This window comes from Actinosynnema pretiosum (assembly GCF_024171695.1).
GTDB classification, from domain to species: Bacteria; Actinomycetota; Actinomycetes; order Mycobacteriales; family Pseudonocardiaceae; genus Actinosynnema; species Actinosynnema pretiosum.
In genome coordinates, this window is the sequence record NZ_JAMTCF010000003.1 from 211,252 (window position 1) to 229,108 (window position 17,857).

Here is a 17,857-nt window from a genome sequence, read left to right on the forward strand (position 1 = left end):
GGGCGGGACGGGTCACACGTCGAGGAAGCGGACGCCCTTGGCGTTGCGGGTGATGAAGGACCGGCGGGCTTCCACGTCCTCGCCCATCAGCACGCTGAACAGCTCGTCGGCCGCGGCGGCGTCGTCCATCGTCACCTGGAGCAGCACCCGGTTGGCCGGGTCCATCGTGGTCTCCCACAGCTCCTCGGCGTTCATCTCGCCAAGGCCCTTGTAGCGCTGGATGTTGTCGTCCTTGCCGATCTTCTTGCCCGCGGCGAGGCCCCGCTCGATCAGGCCGTCGCGCTCGCGGTCGCTGTAGGCGTACTCCGGCTCGGCCCGCAGCCACTTGATCTTGTACAGCGGCGGCTGGGCGAGGTACACGTGCCCGTGCTCCAGCAGCGGGCGCATGAAGCGGAACAGCAGGGTGAGCAGCAGGGTGCGGATGTGCTGGCCGTCGACGTCGGCGTCCGCCATCAGCACGACCTTGTGGTAGCGCAGCTTGCTGACGTCGAACTCGTCGTGGATGCCGGTGCCCATCGCCGTGATGATCGACTGGACCTCGGTGTTCTTGAGCACCCGGTCGATGCGGGCCTTCTCCACGTTGATGATCTTGCCCCGGATCGGCAGGATCGCCTGGTACATGGAGTCCCGGCCCTCCTTGGCCGAGCCGCCCGCGGAGTCGCCCTCCACGATGTAGACCTCGCACTCCTCCGGGTTGGAGGAGCGGCAGTCCTTGAGCTTGCCGGGCAGGCCGCCGATGTCCAGGGCGCCCTTGCGGCGCACCAGCTCGCGCGCCTTGCGGGCGGCGATGCGGGCCTGCGAGGACGAGACCGCCTTGGTGATGATGGTCTTGGCCTCGTTGGGGTGGCGCTCGAACCAGTCCGCCAGGTGCTCGTTCGTCGACTTCTGCACGAACGACTTGGCCTCGCTGTTGCCCAGCTTGGTCTTCGTCTGGCCCTCGAACTGGGGCTCCTTGAGCTTCACCGAGATGATCGCGGCGAGGCCCTCGCGGATGTCGTCGCCGGTGAGGTTGGCGTCCTTCTCCTTGATGAGCTTCTTGTCGCGCGCGTACTCGTTGACCACGCGGGTCAGCGCGGCGCGGAAGCCCTCCTCGTGGGTGCCGCCCTCGTGCGTGTTGATCGTGTTCGCGAAGGTGTACACCGACGGCGTGTAACCGGTGTTCCACTGCATCGCGACCTCGACCTCGAGGTCCTCGCCCTTCGCCTCGAAGCTGACCACCTTCTGGTGGACGGCCTCGCGCGTGTGGTTCAGGTGGCGGACGAAGTCCTCGAGGCCGCCGGGGTAGTGGAAGACCCGCTCGCGGACCTTGGCCACGTGGCCCTCGGCGTCGGCCTCCTCGTCGGCGGCCTCGGCGACCCGCTCGTCCCGCAGGACGATGCTCAGGCCCTTGTTGAGGAACGCCATCTCCTGGAGCCTGCGCGAGATGGTCTCGATGTTGTAGTCGGTGGTCTCGAAGATCGTCGGGTCGGCCCAGAACGTGATCGTGGTGCCGGTCTCCGACGTCGGGACGCCCCGCTGCAGCTCGTGCGCGGCCTTGCTGGCCTCGAAGCGCTGGTTCCACGTGAAACCCTGGCGCTTGACCTCGACGTCGACGGCGGTGGACAGCGCGTTCACCACGGAGATGCCGACGCCGTGCAGGCCGCCGGACACCGCGTAGGAGTCGCTGTCGAACTTGCCGCCCGCGTGCAGCTTGGTGAGCACGACCTCCAGGGTCGGCTTGCCCTCGACGGGGTGGAGGTCGACCGGGATGCCGCGACCGTCGTCGACGACCCGGACACCGCCGTTCGCCAGCAGCGTCACCACGACCTTGGAGGCGTAGCCCGCCATCGCCTCGTCGACGGAGTTGTCCACGACCTCCTGGATCAGGTGGTGCAGACCGCGCTCCCCGGTGGAGCCGATGTACATGCCGGGGCGCTTGCGGACCGCTTCCAGCCCTTCCAGCACGGTGATCGACGACGCGCCGTATTCGTTCTTCTGGGCTGTCACGGGCCTGGTGTCTCCTCGAACTGGAGCGACAGGGATGCCGCAACTCTGCGGCAGAACGGTAACGCTTCCCCAAGAGTCTACCGGGGCGCACCGACAGGAGCACACCAAGGACGCACCTCAGTTGCTCACAGAAGCCCGGAAGCGACTCACAGAGAGGGGCCACCGCCAACCCCTGTTCCGGGAAGCGCTGCCGCCCGCTCACCGCGCCACAGGATCGACGCTGCGGACCGCCCTCCGCTCACCCGTAGGTGTCGCGCGGACCCCGCCCCGAAACGTGCCTGGGGCCGTAGCGCCAGCTTGGCGCGGCGGGACCCAGCACCCTGAGCCGCTTGACGACGTTCGGGCCGAGCCCGGCGGCGATCTTCTTCAGCAGCTCCCGCTGGAGCAGGCGCAGCTGCGTCGCCCACGCCGTCGAGTCGGCCTGGACGGTCAGCTCGCCGTCCTCGAACGTCACCGGCTGCGCGTGCTCGGCGACGTCCTCCCCCACCAGCTTCGGCCACTGCGCGATGACCTGGCCGCCCCTGAGCTTCTCCGCCCACCCCCGATCGGCGGCGATCCGGGACGCGAGCCTGCCGAGCGGCTGCGGGTCGCGGTCGTCCGGGCCGGGACCGGACCAGGTGCGCCTGCGCCTGCGCGCGGCGGCCCCGCCGGTGGCGCGCCTGCTCCGCACGCCGCGCGCCTTGTTCGCCGCGCGGGCGGCCTCCAGCGCGGCGCGGGCGAGGTCGGAACCCCGCAGAACACCCTCAGGAGCGGGTTGAGGTGTGGAAACTCCCCCGGAAGTGGGCGAGTTATCCACACTATCCACAGGTTTATCCCCAGGTGTGGATCGAGTCACACCCGTTCGGTCCAACGGCGGCTCAGTCACGCCGCACCTCCCCGTGGCCGACGTGGAACCGCGCGGCGTCCAGCTCCTCGGGCACGTCCTCGGCGACCGCAGCGGTGATGAACACCTGCTCGGCCGCCGCCGCCACCTTCGCCAGCTGCCGCCGCCTGCCCCGGTCCAGCTCGGCGAACACGTCGTCGAGCACCAGCACCGGCTCGGCGCCCTCCTCGCGCAGCAGCTCGTACGCGCCCAGCCGCAGCGCGAGCGCGAACGACCAGGACTCGCCGTGGCTGGCGTAGCCCTTCGCGGGCAGCTCCCCCAGCGACAGCTCCAGGTCGTCCCGGTGCGGGCCGACCAGGCAGACCCCCCGGTCGATCTCCTGCTGGCGCAGCCGGTGCAGCTCGGCGAGCAGCGCGTCCTCCAGCACCTCGCGGTCGTGCGTGCCGGGGAACGCCTCCCCCAGGCTGGACCGGTAGGACAGCAGCGCGGGCCGCGACTCGGGCGCCACCTCGGCGTACGCGGCGGCGGCGTGCGGGGCGATCGCGGCGACCAGGTCGAGCCTGGCCGCGAGCAGCTCGGCCCCGTGCCTGGCCAGGTGGCCGTCCCACACGTCGAGCGTGCCCAGCTCCGCCGACCGCACCGAGCGCACCGTCTTCAGCAGCGCCCCGCGCTGCCGCAGCACCCGCTCGTAGTCCGAGCGCACCCCGGCGTACCGGGGCGCCCTCAGGGTCAGCAGCTCGTCCAGGAACCGCCTGCGCTCACCGGGGTCGCCCCGGACCAGCGACAGGTCCTCCGGCGCGAACAGCACCGTGCGCAGGATGCCGAGCACGTCGCGGGGCCGGGGAACCGGGCCGCGGTTGACCCGCGCCCGGTTCGCCTTGCCCGGTGTGATCTCCAGCTCGACGAGGAGCTCGCGCCCCTCGTTGACCACCGCCGTCCGGACCACGGCGCGCTGGGCGCCGCTCCGGATCAGCGGCGCGTCCGACGCGACCCGGTGCGATCCGAGCGTGGCGACGTAGCCGAGCGCTTCGACCAGGTTCGTCTTGCCGTGGCCGTTGCGACCGACCAGCACGCTGACCCCCGGCTCGAAGGCCAGGTCCGCGTGCTCCCACGACCGGAAGTCGGTCACCTGGAGGTGCCGGACGTACAACTCGGGGTCAGCCCTGCGTGCTTCCGGAACCGGAGGTCGGGCCCGCGGCCTGCACGGCGTGCCCGCCGAACTGGTTCCGCAGCGCCGCGACCGCGCGCATGGCGGGCGAGTCGGACTGGCGCGACGCGAACCGGGCGAACAGCGCGGCGGAGATCACCGGCGCGGGGACCGCGTGGTTGATCGCCTCCTCGACGGTCCACCGGCCCTCGCCGGAGTCCTCCACGTAGCCGCGCAGGTCGTCCAGCTCCGGGTCCGACTCCAGCGCGTTGACCAGCAGGTCGAGCAGCCAGGAGCGGACGACGGTGCCGCGCTGCCACGCCTTGATCGTGGCGGGCACGTCCTCGACCAGGTCGGAGGCGTCCAGGAGCTCGAAGCCCTCGGCGTACGCCTGCATCAGGCCGTACTCGATGCCGTTGTGCACCATCTTCGCGAAGTGGCCCGCGCCGAGCTTGCCCGCGTGCGCGAAGCCCTCCTCGCGCGGCCCCTCCGGGCGCAGCGCGTCGAAGATCGGCATGGCGCGCTCGACGTCGGCCGCGTCGCCGCCGACCATCAGGCCGTAGCCGTTCTCCAGGCCCCAGACGCCGCCGGACACGCCGCAGTCCAGGTAGCCGATGCCCTTCTCGGCCAGCTTCGCGGCGTTGAGGGCGTCGTCGGTGAACCGCGAGTTGCCGCCGTCGATGACGAGGTCGCCCTCGCTGAGCACCTCGCTCAGCTCGGCGACGGTGTTCCTGGTGATCTCCCCGGCGGGGACCATCACCCAGACCACCCTGGGGCCGGTCAGCTTGGCCGCGAGGTCGGCGAGCGACGTGGTGTCGCTCACGTCCGGGTTGCGGTCGTAGCCGACGACCTCGTGACCAGCGCGGCGGACCCGCTCGCGCATGTTGAAGCCCATTTTGCCGAGGCCGACGATTCCGAGCTGCACGGTCGTTCTCTCCCTGATCGAGTCGATCCCCGCTGAGTGGATCAGCCGGGCAGGCGGACGGGCATGAGCAGGTACACGTAGCCCTCCGCCACCTCCCCATCCTCGTTCACGGGCTTGAGCAGTGCCGGCCTGCTGGGTGTGGTGAAGGACAAGTGCGCCCTCGGCGTCCGCACGGCCTGGAGGCCCTCCAGGAGGTACGTGGGGTTGAACGCGATGGTCACCGGGTCGCCCTGGTAGTCGACGGCCAGCTCCTCCTCGGCGCTCCCCTCGTCGTCGCCACCGGCGGAGAGCTTGAGGCCCGCGTCACCGGACTCCTTGAGCCCGGCGCCGAACTCCAGCCTGACCTGCGTGCCGCGCTCGGCGACCAGGGACACCCGCTTGATCGCCTGGGTCAGGGTGTCGACGCTGATGATCGCGGCGGCGGAGTGCTCGCTGGGCAGCAGCTGGCGGTACTTGGGGAAGTCCGCGTCGAGCAGCCGGGTGGTGGTGCGGCGGCCGTTGCCGGACAGGCCGAGCAGGCCGTCGTTCGCGGCGAGGGACAGCTCGACCTTCGCGCCGGACGCGCCGAGCGTCTTGGCGGAGTCGTTCAGCGTCTTGGCCGGGACGAGGACGGCGACGTCGCCGAGCGTCTCGTCGGGGGTCCACTCGAACTCGCGCATGGCCAGCCGGAACCGGTCGGTGGCGACGAGCACGAGCTTGCCGTCGGCGATCTCCAGCCGGACGCCGGTGAGCATCGGGAGCGTGTCGTCCTTGCCCGCCGCGACGGCGACCTGGGCGACGGCCTCGCCGAAGACCTCGCCGGGGAGCTCGCCCGCGAGCTGCGGCATGGACGGCAGCGCCGGGTAGTCCTCGACCGGCATGGTCGGCAGGCTGAACTTGGCGCTGCCGCAGCTGATGGTCATCCGGGCGCCGTCGACGTTGATCTCGACGGGGTGGTTCGGCAGCGCCTTGGTGATGTCGGCCAGGAGCTTGCCGGAGACGAGGGCCTTGCCGCCGTCGGAGATGGTGGCCGGGACGCCGCACTGGGCGGAGACCTCGTAGTCGAAGCCGGAGACGGTCAGCGCGTCGCCGGAACCGTCCTCCGCCCCCGCGTCGAGCAGGACGCCGCCGAGGACCGGGACGGGCGGCCTGGACGGCAGGCTGCGGGCGACCCAGGCGACGGCGTCGGCCAGACCGTCGCGCTCGACGCGGATCTTCATGGGGCGTCCTTCCTCAATGCGGCACAGCGGGAGGCGCAACTTGAGCTGTTGCGGTCGGGTGTCCTGGCACACTGTGCCCCTGGGGTCGGTGTCCCTGTCCGAACTCGCCTCGACCCCGGGGACTTCAGGCTCACCACCGTAGAGCGTCGACCGCCTGCCCGTCACCTCGGGTCCAGGCCCGATCGACCCCCGATGGACCGAGCCCTCCCCTCCCTCCCCGCCGCCTGTTTTTCTGTTCTTCCTCACTTCAAGGGAGAGAACAGCAACAGCAGTAGGTCCTGTGGAAAGTGTGGATAACCGCCGTTTTCGCAGCTCAGAGTGGGTGACCCCCTGTTGATAACCCGGGGATGAACCCGGGGACAACTCGGCGTCCCCGGGGACAACTCGGATGATGCCACCATCCGTCCACAGATACGGTCGACTTATCCCCGGGTCCATCCCCGGGTTTGGGGGTAGTTATCCCCGGGTTCTCAACAGGCTAGTCGTAACTCTATGTCGGAATCCCCACACCACAGAGTGACGATTTTACGACCCAGAGTAGAAAAATTCCCTTAGCTGAGAATTTAGTACGAATACACAGGTGTATGTGGATAAACCTGTGGATAACTCGTGGCCGTCCGATGCGCCCGAACCAGCCCTCCTACCTGCGGGAACGTCGGAAGCGCCACAAAGCGGAATGGGCGCTCCTCCTTGTGGAGAAGCGCCCATCGGGGGTGGACAGTCGTATTCAAACAGTGGCGCAGCCCCGGACGGGGGACTGAGCGGGCCAGGGTCAGGCCGGGTCGACCGGGGGGGCCACCAGGTACCGCGAGCGCTGCTTGATGCGCGAGGTGAGCTCCTGGACCTGGTCGTAGATGCGCCTGCGCTCGGCCATCTCCTTGCGGATCTTCTTGTCCGCGTACATGACCGTGGTGTGGTCCCGGCCGCCGAACGTCTGGCCGATCTTCGGCAGCGACAGGTCCGTCAGCTCGCGGCACAGGTACATGGAGATCTGCCTGGCCGTGGACAGCACCTTGGTCTTGCCGGGACCGCACAGGTCCTCGATGGTGACCTCGAAGAACTCGGCGGTCACCGCCATGATGGTCGGCGCGGTGATCTCCGGGACGTGCGAGTCCGGGATCAGGTCGCGCAGCACTATCTCGGCCAGCTGGACGTCGACCGGCTGACGGTTCAGCGACGCGAACGCCGTGACCCGGATCAGCGCGCCCTCCAGCTCGCGGATGTTCCGCACCACCCTGGCCGCGATGAACTCCAGCACCTCGGCGGGCGCCGCCAGCCGGTCCTGCGCCGCCTTCTTCCGCAGGATCGCGATCCGCGTCTCCAGCTCGGGCGGCTGGATGTCGGTGATCAGGCCCCACTCGAACCGCGTCCGCAGCCGGTCCTCCAGGGTCTCCAGCCGTTTCGGCGGCCGGTCCGAGGACACCACGATCTGCTTGTTCGAGTTGTGGAGGGTGTTGAAGGTGTGGAAGAACTCCTCCTGCGTCCCCTCCTTGCCCTCCAGGAACTGGATGTCGTCCACGAGCAGGACGTCGATGTCCCGGTAGCGGCGCTGGAAGGCGACCTTCCGGTCGTCGCGGAGCGAGTTGATGAAGTCGTTCGTGAATTCCTCGGTCGACACGTAGCGGACCCGCATCCCGGGGAACAACCGCTGCGCGTAATGCCCGACCGCGTGGAGCAGGTGCGTCTTGCCCAGTCCGGACTCGCCCCAGATGAACAAGGGGTTGTAGGCCCTGGCCGGAGCTTCCGCGACCGCGACCGCCGCCGCGTGGGCGAACCGGTTCGAGGCGCCGATGACGAAGGTGTCGAAGTTGTACTTCTCGTTCAACCGGGTCTGCGAGGAGGCCGGGTTCGCGGGCCGGGTGAACGGCGTCCCGCTCGGCGGGGTCGGCTGACCGCCCGCGCCACCGGAGAACTTCGGCCAGATCTCGTTGACGGTCGCGAGCGTCTCGCGCTCCTCGTCCGCCTCCTCCGGCTCGCCGTCCGACTCGCTGCCTTCCGCGGGCGCCTGCGCGGTGGCGGGCTGCTCCAACGGGAGACCTGCGGGGGACGGCTGCTGCCCGGTCGGGCCGTCGGCCTGCCCCCCTATGGGCAGCGAGGTCTGACCGTTCGGCCCGACCGGGCCGAGCACCTGCTGGCCGAAGGTGATGCCGTGCGCGACGCTCGGCGGGACCGGCGGCATGGGCACCGGGATGGGGGTCGTCGGCGGACCGCTCGCCATCGGCGGCTCCGGCGAGTCCACCTTCACCGCGAGCGACACCGCGCGGCCGAGCCTGCGGGACAGCGCCGCCGTGATGGGCTCGCGCAGCGCCCGCTCGATCGCCTCCTTGGCGAAGTCGCTGGGCGCCGCGAGCAGGGCCGTGCCGTCGAGCAGGCCGATCGGCCGGGTCACCCGCATCCACGCGCGCTGCTGGGGGGACAGGGTGCTGGACGAGAGGGCGCTGTTGGCCAGCTCCTCCACCACCTGCTCCCACACGAGACCCAAGTCGGTCTGGTGGTCGGACACCTCCGCGCTCCCCTCCCCTCGCACTCCCCCTGTGAAAGACCCCGCACGGCGGGGAGCGTCCACGCGTGGACACGGAGAATAGAGGTATCCACAGAGTTATCCACAACTGTGCACTGACGTGGGACCCCGGGCGCAGCGGTCCCCCCGTTGCCCCGTGGACGTCGTCCTCACGCGTGCTCCTGGTGCTCCGGCCACGACCGCACGCGGAGGCAGCACGCTAACAAGGTCACCGCCGATGCCACAAGGAGCGCAGGTCGGCCGCCCCCGGGTGCGCCGGGAGGACCCCCGATTTGAGTCGGAGCCCCCGGGCTGCGTACTCTCTACAGAGTCTCCCGTCTTGTGCGAGGTGCGTTTAGCGCGCCTGCGCTCTCACCGGCGCAGGGGACAACCACAGACCTGCTTTGCAGTTTTAAGCACTCGGGAGTCCGACCGTGAGCAAGGGTAAGCGCACCTTCCAGCCCAACAACCGCCGTCGTGCGAAGACGCACGGGTTCCGGCTGCGGATGCGCACCCGTGCGGGTCGCGCGATCCTGTCCGCGCGCCGCACCAAGGGCCGCAAGCAGCTCTCCGCCTGATCGCCGCGCCGCCGTGCTCCCAGCGGCCGCCAGGCTGACCCGCAGCCAGGACTTCGGCCTGGTGGTCCGCCGAGGCCGCCGAGCAGGACGGCCTCGGCTGGTCGTGCACGCCATGATTCCGGTGCAGCCCACCTTGGACGCAGAGTCCAAGGTGGGCTTCGTCGTGAGCAAGGCCGTCGGCAACTCCGTCGTCCGGCACCGCGTCAGCCGCAGGCTGCGCCACGTGCTGCGGGACCGACTGGCGTCGTTGCCCACCGGGTCGTCCCTCGTGGTGCGCGCGCTGCCGCCCGCGGCGACCGCGTCCAGCGCCGAACTGGCCGAGGACGTCGACGCCGCGCTGCGCAGGCTGGTCCGATGACCGGACCCGCGCCCGTCCGCCCCGCGGTGCGGGTACTGGTGCTGCCGATCCGCTTCTACCAGCGGTTCATCTCGCCGTACCTGCCCCCCACCTGCCGCTTCCACCCCACGTGCAGCTCCTACGCGGTGGAAGCCCTGACCGTCCACGGTGCGCTCCGCGGCAGTTGGCTGACCGTGCGCAGACTCGGCCGCTGCGGACCCTGGCACCCTGGAGGCCTGGACCCCGTTCCGCCGAAACGGGTCCCCGACGTCGCTGCCGAGGAGTAGCTCAGTGCTCAACTTCATCTACTACCCGGTGTCCTTCATCTTGTGGTGTTGGCACTGGGTGTTCGGGCGCATCTTCGGCGAGTCGAGCGGTATCGCCTGGGCCCTGTCCGTGATCTTCCTGGTCTTCACCCTGCGCGCCCTGCTGTTCAAGCCGTTCGTCGGCCAGGTCCGCTCGATGCGCAAGATGCAGGAGTTCGCCCCCGAGCTCCAGAAGATCAAGAAGAAGTACGCGAACGACCGGCAGCGCCAGGCCCAGGAGATGCAGAAGCTCCAGGCCGAGCACGGCGTGAACCCGCTCGGCGGCTGCCTGCCCATGCTGGTGCAGATCCCGGTGTTCATCGGTCTGTTCCACGTGCTGCGCTCGTTCAAGCCCGGCTGGGGCGAGGTCTACTTCTTCGACAAGGCGGGCGTGGACTCGTTCGTCCAGGCCAAGCTCTTCGGCGCGAACCTGTCGACGTTCATCACGATGCCCGCCGACCAGTTGGAGCTGTTCAGCACCACGCGCGGCGCGGTCATGGCGGTCGCCATCCCGCTGGCCGTGGTCGCCGCGGTCGCCACGCACTTCACCGGTCGCCACTCGGTCGCCCGCCAGACGCAGGCCGCCGCGGAGAACCCGCAGACCGCCATCATGAACAAGCTGGTGGTCTACGTCTTCCCGCTGGGCGCGCTCGCCGGTGGTTTCTTCTTCCCCGTCGCGATCCTGCTCTACTGGCTGAGCAACAACGGCTGGACCCTGATGCAGCAGCGCGTCGTGTACGGCCGCATCGACCGCGAGGAAGCCGCGCAGAAGGCGGCGGCGATCGAGCAGCGCCAGAACCTGGCGCCGAAGCCCGGCATGAAGCCGAAGCCCGGCGCCAAGCCGGTGCGCAGCGCGGGCGTGAAGGCGGTCAACGCCAAGGCGGCGGGCATCAAGCCGCCGACGCAGCGCCCCAAGAACGGCACGGCCCCCGCTCCCGAGGGCAGCGCGGCGGACGAGGCCACGACGTCGGACAGCTCGGCGAACCAGATTTCCGGTCTGAGCCCAGACCGTTCCCCAAGCAAGAAGCAGGGCAACAAGAAGCGCCGCTGAGCGCTCGCGGTCCTGGAGAGGAGACAACGTGTCGGAGACGTTGCAGGCGGCCGACGTGGACGCGCCTGAGGCGGACTCGGAGGGCGCGGCGGAGACCCGTTCGTCGGGGTCCGCCGAGGACTTGCTCGTCCAGGAAGGCGACATCGCCGGTGACTACCTGGAGCGCCTGCTCGACCTGCTGGACTACGACGGCGACATCGACCTGGACGTCGAGGCCGGGCGAGCCATCGTCAGCATCGACGGCGGCGAGGACCTGGAGAAGCTCGTCGGCCCGAGGGGGACGGTCCTGGAGTCCCTCCAGGAGCTGACCCGCTTGGCGGTGCAGCAGGAGACCGGCGTGCGGAGCAGGCTCATGCTCGACATCGCCGGGTGGCGGGCGGGCAGGCGCGCGGAGCTGGCCGAGCTGGGCCGGACGACGGCGGAGAAGGTCGCCGCCAGCGGGGAGAAGGTGCGGCTGCACCCGATGACCCCGTTCGAGCGCAAGGTCGTGCACGACGCGGTCGCCACGGTGGCCGGTGTGCACAGCGAGAGCGAGGGCGAGGAGCCGCAGCGGCGAGTCGTGGTTCTCCCGAAGAGCTGAGCGCGAACGCGACCCCGGTCGCGGCGTGAGCACGACGGCCCGGTCCCCCGGTGGGGGCCGGGCCGTTCTGCTGTCCGGGGGCGGTGCGAGGAGAAGCGGGGAGCGCGGGGGCGGGTTCTTCGGCGGGGTGGTTTTCCTGAGAGAACGCTTCTGGGAGAAGCGCCCACCGGCCGGTGGATGACTCGTGGGGCGGGCAGCCACCGGAAGGGACGGCTCGGCGCCGCCGCGTCCCGTCCGCCACCCCGGCCGCAGCCGGTCACCCCTAGCACTCGAACCCCTCCCGCGAAGGTCATCCACCCCACTCCCCAAGCCTCTTCCGCTCCCGTGTTTCACGTGAAACGGTCCGTGGATGACTCAGCTCAACCCGAGGAAGTTCCGCGTGGCCGCCTACGCGGTCGTCATCGACGACGGGAAGATGCTCCTCTCCCGCTGGATCGGCTCCGGCGACAAGCTGTGGATCTTGCCGGGCGGTGGGGTCGAGTTCGGCGAGGACCCGTACGACGCGGTCATCAGGGAGGTCCACGAGGAGACCGGTTACCACGTCGAGGTCCAGCGGCTCCTCGGGATGCAGACCTCGGTCGGCAAGCGGGTCAGCCACGTCGACGGGCTGGAGTACGACTACCACCGGTTGCGCATCATCTACGAGGCCAAGGTCGTCGGTGGCGAGCTGACCTTCGAGGTGGACGGGTCCACCGACGAGGCCGCCTGGTTCCCGCTCGACCAGGTGCCCGCGCTCGACCACGTCGAGTCCGTCGACTTCGGGTTGGAGCTCCTCCGCGCCGCGCCACCGCACGGGCACCTGCCGAGTTTCACGTGAAACACGGTCGCGCGTGGAACGTGGCCGCGCCCTGGGTGCGGCCACGCCGAACCGCCGCGCGACTGAAGCACCGCACTGCCTGAACCGCCGCAGCACCCGAAGTCCGGCCGCGCCCGGAGTGCGGCCCCGCCTGAAGCGCGACCCCGTGCGGTCGCGCTTGAGGTCGGCTCCCCGGTCGAGTCGCGCGTGACGCCCCCGCCGCAGACCTCGTCGCGGACCCCACCCCACGTTTCACGTGGAACACCGCCCCCTGTTTCACGTGAAACAGCGTCGATCTCGTCACGGCGTTTGGCGTGTCGCCGGGGTGATCCGTCATAGTGGTCGTCGGCACGTTCTCGGGCGCGACGCCCGGCGGAGGCCGCACCCCTCACCCCACCCACGTTCTGAGCGGCGTGTGGTTTCACGTGGAACGGGAGACATGACCGGAGAAGTTGATGCCCGCGTTGAACGGGTCTTCGGAGAGCACAGCGCGAAGGCGGTGGAGTTCACCGCCATGCTCACCGAGCACGGAGTCGAGCGCGGGCTCATCGGTCCCCGAGAGGTCGACCGCCTCTGGGAGCGCCACGTCCTGAATTCAGCCGTTGTCGCGGAGTTGCTTCCCCAGGGGAGCAAGGTCGTGGACGTAGGCTCGGGTGCGGGCCTGCCCGGCATCCCCCTGGCGATCGCTCGGCCGGATCTGGAGCTGGTGCTCCTGGAGCCGATGGCCCGCCGGGTCGCGTGGCTGACCGAGGTGGTCGACGCGCTCGGCTTGCAGGTCGAGGTGGTGCGCGGTCGGGCCGAGGAGGGGCCGGTGCGGAAGCGGCTGTCGGACAGGGACGTCGTGACGGCGCGCGCCGTGGCCCCGCTCGAACGGCTCGCCGGGTGGTGCCTGCCGCTGCTGCGACCGGGCGGCCACCTCGTCGCCCTCAAGGGCGAGAGCGCCCAGGAGGAGATCGACCGCGACGCGGAGGCGGTGCGGCGGGCCGGTGGTGTCCGTCCGCGCGTGACCTCCTGCGGCGGTGACGTCCTCGACGTGCCGACGACGCTGGTGGTCGTCGAGCGCGCCGAACCGGCGGCCCGGAAGGACCGCAGAGCAAGGAAGGCTCGGTGAGGTGGTGGGCGGGCGCCTCGTCCCGGAGTTCCGGGAGCCCGATGTTCCACGTGGAACCCCCGTTTCACGTGAAACAGCGGTTCCACGTGAAACCGAGCCGAACGAAGGTGGGGTCGGGCTGGAGTCCCGGCCTGACGACAACGCGGACCCGGTAGGAGACAGCACCGTGTGGACCCCGATCGCGGAGGAAGCAGCTCGCGCCACTAGCGTCCTGCATCCCGACTCCCTCCAACTCCCCAAGCCCGCCCGGCGCCGCGTCTTCACCGTGGCGAACCAGAAGGGCGGCGTGGGCAAGACGACCAGCACGGTGAACATCGCCGCCGGGCTGGCCATCCACGGGCTCAAGGTGCTCGTGATCGACCTCGACCCCCAGGGCAACGCGAGCACGGCGCTCGGCGTCGAGCACCGCTCCGGCACGCCGTCCGTGTACGAGGTGCTCATCGGCGAGCTGTCCATCTCCGAGGCCGCCCAGCAGAGCACCGCCTCCCCCAACCTCTACTGCGTGCCCGCCACGATCGACCTCGCGGGCGCCGAGATCGAGCTCGTCTCGATGGTGGCTCGCGAGTCCCGCCTCAAGGAGGCGCTGAGCCCGGAGGCGCTGGACGACTTCCAGCCCGACTACGTGTTCATCGACTGCCCGCCGTCGCTGGGCCTGCTGACCGTCAACGCGATGTGCGCGGCCCAGGAGGTCCTGATCCCGATCCAGTGCGAGTACTACGCGCTGGAGGGGCTCGGCCAGCTCCTGCGGAACATCGAGCTGGTGCAGGCGCACCTCAACCCGAACCTGAACGTCAGCACGATCCTGCTGACGATGTACGACGGTCGCACCAAGCTCGCCGACCAGGTGACCAGCGAGGTGCGCGGCCACTTCGGCGACACCGTCCTGAAGACCGTGATCCCCCGAAGCGTGAAGGTGTCCGAGGCACCGGGCTACGGGCAGACCATCCTGGCCTACGATCCGGGCTCACGAGGCGCGATGAGCTACCTCGACGCCGCGCGGGAGATCGCGGTCTACGGCTCGGAGATGGGGTTGGCATGACGGAACAGCGCAAGGGTGGCCTGGGGCGCGGGCTCGCGGCCCTCATCCCGAGCGGTCCCCCGCCGGGTGCACCGGCCCCGCTCCGGAGCGTCCCCAGCGGCGCCCCTGCGCGTCCGGTCGCCGAGGAGCCTGCCGCCGCCGCTCCCCCGCCCGTCGAGGTGGCGGGCGCGGTGTACCAGGAGCTGCCGGTCACCTCGATCAGGACCAACCCCAAGCAGCCGCGCCACGTGTTCGACGAGGACGCGCTGCACGAGCTGGAGCACTCGATCCGCGAGTTCGGCCTCATGCAGCCGATCGTCGTGCGACTGCTCAAGCCGGGTCAGTACGAACTGGTCATGGGTGAGCGCCGGTGGCGCGCCACCCAGCTCGCCGGGCTGAAGACGATCCCGGCGATCGTCCGCCAGACCGCCGACGACGCGATGCTGCGGGACGCGCTGCTGGAGAACATCCACCGCGTGCAGCTGAACCCGCTCGAAGAGGCGGCGGCGTACCAGCAGCTGCTGCAGGAGTTCGACGTCACCCACGAGGAGCTCGCGGAGCGGATCGGCCGCAGCCGTCCGGTCGTCACCAACACGATCCGGTTGCTGAAGCTCCCGCTCCCCGTGCAGCGGCGGGTGGCGGCGGGCGTCCTGTCGGCCGGACACGCGCGGGCGCTGCTCGGCCTGGACGACCCCGGCGCGCAGGAGGACCTGGCGACCCGGATCATCGCGGAGGGCATGTCGGTCCGGGCGACGGAGGAAGCCGTCGTGCTGGCGAAGGGCGCGGAGCCCGCGAAGGCGAAGCAGGCCAAGCGGAAGCCGGTGGAGGCGCCGGGGTTGCAGGAGCTGGCGGAGCGGCTGTCGGACAACTTCGACACGCGCGTGAAGGTCGAGCTCGGGCAGCGGAAGGGCCGGATCGTCGTCGAGTTCGGCTCGGTGGACGACCTGGAGCGGATCATCGGGCTCATGTCGCCGGAGGGGGCCCAGCAGGGTCGTTCCGACAGCATGGGATGACCCCAGGGACTTATGTAACGGTGACGAATACGGCCCGTGTCCACATGGACACGGGCCGTATTGGTGAAAAAAGTTCAGTAAATCGGGCTCAGCGGGCCACCGCGCGCTCGATCAACGACGTGTAGATCTCGCCGAGCGACGTGCCCGCCGCCTCCACCGCCATCGGCAGGGTCGAGGTCTCGGTCAGCCCCGGCGACACGTTCACCTCCAGGAAGTGCACGGTGCCGTCCGGCGCCACGATCGCGTCGGTCCGCGACACGTCCCGCAACCCGAGCAGCCGGTGCGCCGACACCGCCAGCTCCCCCACCGCCTTCGCCGTCGCCTCGTCCAGGCGCGCGGGCGCGTGGAAGTCGGTCAGCCCGGCGGTGTACCGGGACGTGTAGTCGTACACCCCGCTCTCCGGCACGATCTCCACCGGCGGCAGCGCGCGCGGCCCGTCCGGACCGTCGACCACCGCGACCGCCACCTCGACGCCCTCGACGAACCGCTCCGCCAGCACGGTGTCCCCGTAGGCGAGGCAGCCGACCATCGCGGACGGCAGGTCGGCGGCGTCGCGCACCACCTGCGCGCCCAGCGCGGACCCGCCCTGCGCGGGCTTGAGCATCAGCGGCAGACCCAGCCGGTCGATCATCGAGTCCAGCACGGGCCGCGCGCCCAGCTCGCGGAACGTCGCGTGCGGCAGGACGGCCCACTCCGGCGTGGCCAGCCCGGCGCGGGACAGCTCGCCCTTCGCGGTCGGCTTGTCCCACGCCCGGCGGCACGCGCGCGAGTCGGCGCCGACGAACGGCACCCCGGCCAGCTCCAGGATGGTCTGCACCGAGCCGTTCTCGCCCTCGCCGCCGTGCAGCGCGACCACCACGGCGTCCGGCCGGTGCTCCTTCAGCCTGCTGAGGAGCTGCCCGTCGGCGTCCCACTCCTCCACGACCAGACCGGCCGAGCGCAAGGCGGCGGAGAGCCTCCGACCGGATCGCAGGCTCACCTCCCGCTCGTGCGAAAGGCCACCGGACAGCACTGCGACCCAGCGGTTGGACAACGTCAACTCCTGATCATGCGGTGTCGGGCGAGGGGGCCTGCGGACCGGAGACGGCACGACCCGCGGCGGGCCCGAACGTCTCGTGCAGCTCCATCTCGTCCTTGATGACGTTCGCCAGTCGGCGGACGCCTTCCCGGATGCGCTCCGGCGTCGGGTAGCAGTACGAGATGCGCAGCTGCCTGCTGCCCAGCCCGTCCGCGTAGAAACCGGTGCCCGAGGCGTACGCCACCCGCTGCGTGATCGCGCGCGGCAGCATCGCCTTGGTGTCGATGCCCTCCGGCACGGACAGCCACACGTAGAACCCGCCGTCGGGCTTGTTCCACGTGGAACCAACCGGCATGTGCTGCTCCAGCGCGGAGATCGCCGCGTCCCGGCGCTCGCGGTAGGCCTCGCGGTAGGTCTTGATCTGGCCCTTCCAGTCGTGCGTCTCCAGGTAGCGGGAGACGATCATCTGGTTGAGCGTGGGCGGGCACAGCGTGGCGGACTCGGCGGCCAGCACCAGCTTCTCCCGCACGGCGTGCGGCGCGAGCACCCAGCCCACCCGCAGGCCCGCGGCGAAGGTCTTGGAGAACGAGCCCAGGTAGACCACGTTGTCCGGGTCGCTGGAGCGCAGCGCCGGGTAGGTCTGGCCGTCGAAGCCGAGCAGCCCGTACGGGTTGTCCTCGACCACGAGGATGTTGTGCGTGCGGCAGATCTCCAGCACCTCGGCCCGCCGCCGCACGGCCAGCGTGACACCGGCGGGGTTGTGGAAGTTCGGGATCGTGTACAGGAACTTGATCCGGCGCCCGGTGCGCTCGACGCCCGCGATCGCCTCCCGCAGCGCCTCGGGCACCAGGCCCTCGGCGTCCATGCCCACGTGCACGACCTGCGCCTGGTAGGCGGCGAACGAGCCGAGCGCGCCCACGTACGACGGGCCCTCGGCGAGCACCACGTCACCGGGGTCGCAGAACAGCCGGGTGACCATGTCCAGGCCCATCTGGGAGCCGACGGTCACCACGACGTCGTCCGGGTGCGCGGTGATGCCCTCCAGGGCCATCACGTCGCAGATCTGCTCGCGCAGCACCGGGATGCCCTGCGCGGAGCCGTACTGGAGCGCCACGAGCCCGTCGGTGGCCAGGAGCTGGCCGACCTCGGCGCTCAGCGACTCCATCGGCAGCGCGGCCAAGTGGGGCATCCCGCCCGCCAGCGACACCACCTCGGGACGGCTCGCCACCGCGAACAGCGCCCGGATCTCCGATGCCGTCATGCCCGCGGTGCGCGCCGCGTACCTGCGCAGATGCGGGTCGAGACTTCTGGGGCCCTGCTTGGCGGGCTGTCCGGGTGCGGTCATGGGGGCACTCCGTGGTGGCTGCGTACCGGGAAGGTCGGTCCCGGCTGAGTGTAACCACCGTCCCGTTCAGGGCATCCCGCTTCCGGGCCGGGGTCACATCCGCCTATCCTCATGGTGGTTCGCCT

General features: G+C 70.4%; 17 protein-coding genes. 9 read left to right on the forward strand and 8 right to left on the reverse strand.

The window, feature by feature from the left end; translation table 11 throughout:
• Positions 1-12: 12 nt before the first annotated feature.
• The 6 genes from gyrB to dnaA all read right to left on the reverse strand — a co-directional run bounded on the left by gyrB (position 13) and on the right by dnaA (position 8,583).
• Positions 13-1,986, reverse strand: a complete 1,974-nt coding sequence (gene gyrB / locus LV78_RS07360; RefSeq protein ID WP_253843965.1) for a DNA topoisomerase (ATP-hydrolyzing) subunit B — start codon at positions 1,984-1,986, stop codon at positions 13-15.
• Between the two features lie 238 nt (positions 1,987-2,224).
• Positions 2,225-2,656: a DciA family protein gene (locus LV78_RS07365; RefSeq protein WP_372494816.1), complete on the reverse strand. Its 432-nt coding sequence runs from the start codon at positions 2,654-2,656 to the stop codon at positions 2,225-2,227.
• A 187-nt stretch (positions 2,657-2,843) separates the two neighbouring features.
• Complete coding sequence (gene recF, locus LV78_RS07370; RefSeq protein ID WP_253843966.1) at positions 2,844-3,959, reverse strand: DNA replication/repair protein RecF; 1,116 nt, start codon at positions 3,957-3,959, stop codon at positions 2,844-2,846.
• 7 nt (positions 3,960-3,966) lie between these two features.
• On the reverse strand, positions 3,967-4,899 hold the full coding sequence (gnd, locus tag LV78_RS07375) for a phosphogluconate dehydrogenase (NAD(+)-dependent, decarboxylating) (protein ID WP_308208689.1): 933 nt from the start codon (positions 4,897-4,899) through the stop codon (positions 3,967-3,969).
• Between the two features lie 23 nt (positions 4,900-4,922).
• Entirely contained in the window at positions 4,923-6,080 is a 1,158-nt protein-coding gene (gene dnaN / locus LV78_RS07380; RefSeq protein WP_253843967.1) for a DNA polymerase III subunit beta, read from the reverse strand.
• A 772-nt stretch (positions 6,081-6,852) separates the two neighbouring features.
• Positions 6,853-8,583 (reverse strand): chromosomal replication initiator protein DnaA, encoded by a 1,731-nt coding sequence (gene dnaA / locus LV78_RS07385; RefSeq protein WP_253843968.1) that lies wholly within the window; start codon positions 8,581-8,583, stop codon positions 6,853-6,855.
• A 431-nt stretch (positions 8,584-9,014) separates the two neighbouring features.
• Here dnaA and rpmH point away from each other — a divergent pair, with 431 nt between their 5' ends.
• The 9 genes from rpmH (at position 9,015) to LV78_RS07430 (ending at position 15,369) form a co-directional block, all read left to right on the forward strand.
• Positions 9,015-9,158, forward strand: coding sequence for a 50S ribosomal protein L34 (rpmH, locus tag LV78_RS07390; RefSeq protein WP_015805767.1), 144 nt, complete (start codon positions 9,015-9,017; stop codon positions 9,156-9,158).
• Positions 9,159-9,171: 13 nt separating this feature from the next.
• Entirely contained in the window at positions 9,172-9,516 is a 345-nt protein-coding gene (gene rnpA, locus LV78_RS07395; RefSeq protein WP_253843969.1) for a ribonuclease P protein component, read from the forward strand.
• Positions 9,513-9,782, forward strand: coding sequence for a membrane protein insertion efficiency factor YidD (gene yidD / locus LV78_RS07400; RefSeq protein ID WP_253843970.1), 270 nt, complete (start codon positions 9,513-9,515; stop codon positions 9,780-9,782). Before rnpA ends, yidD begins: the two co-directional genes overlap by 4 nt.
• Positions 9,783-9,786: 4 nt before the next feature.
• Positions 9,787-10,851, forward strand: a complete 1,065-nt coding sequence (gene yidC, locus LV78_RS07405; protein WP_253843971.1) for a membrane protein insertase YidC — start codon at positions 9,787-9,789, stop codon at positions 10,849-10,851.
• A gap of 28 nt (positions 10,852-10,879) precedes the next feature.
• On the forward strand, positions 10,880-11,431 hold the full coding sequence (locus LV78_RS07410) for a Jag family protein (RefSeq protein ID WP_372494818.1): 552 nt from the start codon (positions 10,880-10,882) through the stop codon (positions 11,429-11,431).
• A 349-nt stretch (positions 11,432-11,780) separates the two neighbouring features.
• Positions 11,781-12,248, forward strand: a complete 468-nt coding sequence (locus LV78_RS07415) for an NUDIX hydrolase (protein ID WP_253843972.1) — start codon at positions 11,781-11,783, stop codon at positions 12,246-12,248.
• A 418-nt stretch (positions 12,249-12,666) separates the two neighbouring features.
• On the forward strand, positions 12,667-13,338 hold the full coding sequence (rsmG, locus tag LV78_RS07420; protein WP_253843973.1) for a 16S rRNA (guanine(527)-N(7))-methyltransferase RsmG: 672 nt from the start codon (positions 12,667-12,669) through the stop codon (positions 13,336-13,338).
• A gap of 118 nt (positions 13,339-13,456) precedes the next feature.
• A complete protein-coding gene (locus LV78_RS07425; protein WP_253844318.1) occupies positions 13,457-14,377 on the forward strand; it encodes a ParA family protein in 921 nt (306 codons plus the stop codon).
• Positions 14,374-15,369, forward strand: coding sequence for a ParB/RepB/Spo0J family partition protein (locus LV78_RS07430; protein WP_253843974.1), 996 nt, complete (start codon positions 14,374-14,376; stop codon positions 15,367-15,369). The genes LV78_RS07425 and LV78_RS07430 overlap by 4 nt, the downstream gene beginning before the upstream one ends.
• 88 nt (positions 15,370-15,457) lie before the next feature.
• On the opposite strand, the gene LV78_RS07435 is transcribed toward LV78_RS07430, so the two are convergent.
• Together LV78_RS07435 and LV78_RS07440 are read right to left on the reverse strand one after the other, a co-directional pair.
• On the reverse strand, positions 15,458-16,402 hold the full coding sequence (locus LV78_RS07435) for a D-alanine--D-alanine ligase family protein (protein WP_253844320.1): 945 nt from the start codon (positions 16,400-16,402) through the stop codon (positions 15,458-15,460).
• 13 nt (positions 16,403-16,415) lie between these two features.
• Positions 16,416-17,732, reverse strand: a complete 1,317-nt coding sequence (locus LV78_RS07440) for an aminotransferase-like domain-containing protein (RefSeq protein WP_253843975.1) — start codon at positions 17,730-17,732, stop codon at positions 16,416-16,418.
• Positions 17,733-17,857: the final 125 nt, after the last annotated feature.

Bases quoted from the DNA above. Each gene is read 5' to 3' on its own strand.
- LV78_RS07415 (WP_253843972.1), top strand. From the start codon at position 11,781: ATGACTCAGCTCAACCCGAGGAAGTTCCGCGTGGCCGCCTACGCGGTC.
- LV78_RS07430 (WP_253843974.1), top strand. From the start codon at position 14,374: ATGACGGAACAGCGCAAGGGTGGCCTGGGGCGCGGGCTCGCGGCCCTC.
- dnaN (WP_253843967.1), bottom strand. From the start codon at position 6,080: ATGAAGATCCGCGTCGAGCGCGACGGTCTGGCCGACGCCGTCGCCTGG.
- LV78_RS07440 (WP_253843975.1), bottom strand. From the start codon at position 17,732: ATGACCGCACCCGGACAGCCCGCCAAGCAGGGCCCCAGAAGTCTCGAC.
- rsmG (WP_253843973.1), top strand. From the start codon at position 12,667: ATGACCGGAGAAGTTGATGCCCGCGTTGAACGGGTCTTCGGAGAGCAC.
- yidD (WP_253843970.1), top strand. From the start codon at position 9,513: ATGACCGGACCCGCGCCCGTCCGCCCCGCGGTGCGGGTACTGGTGCTG.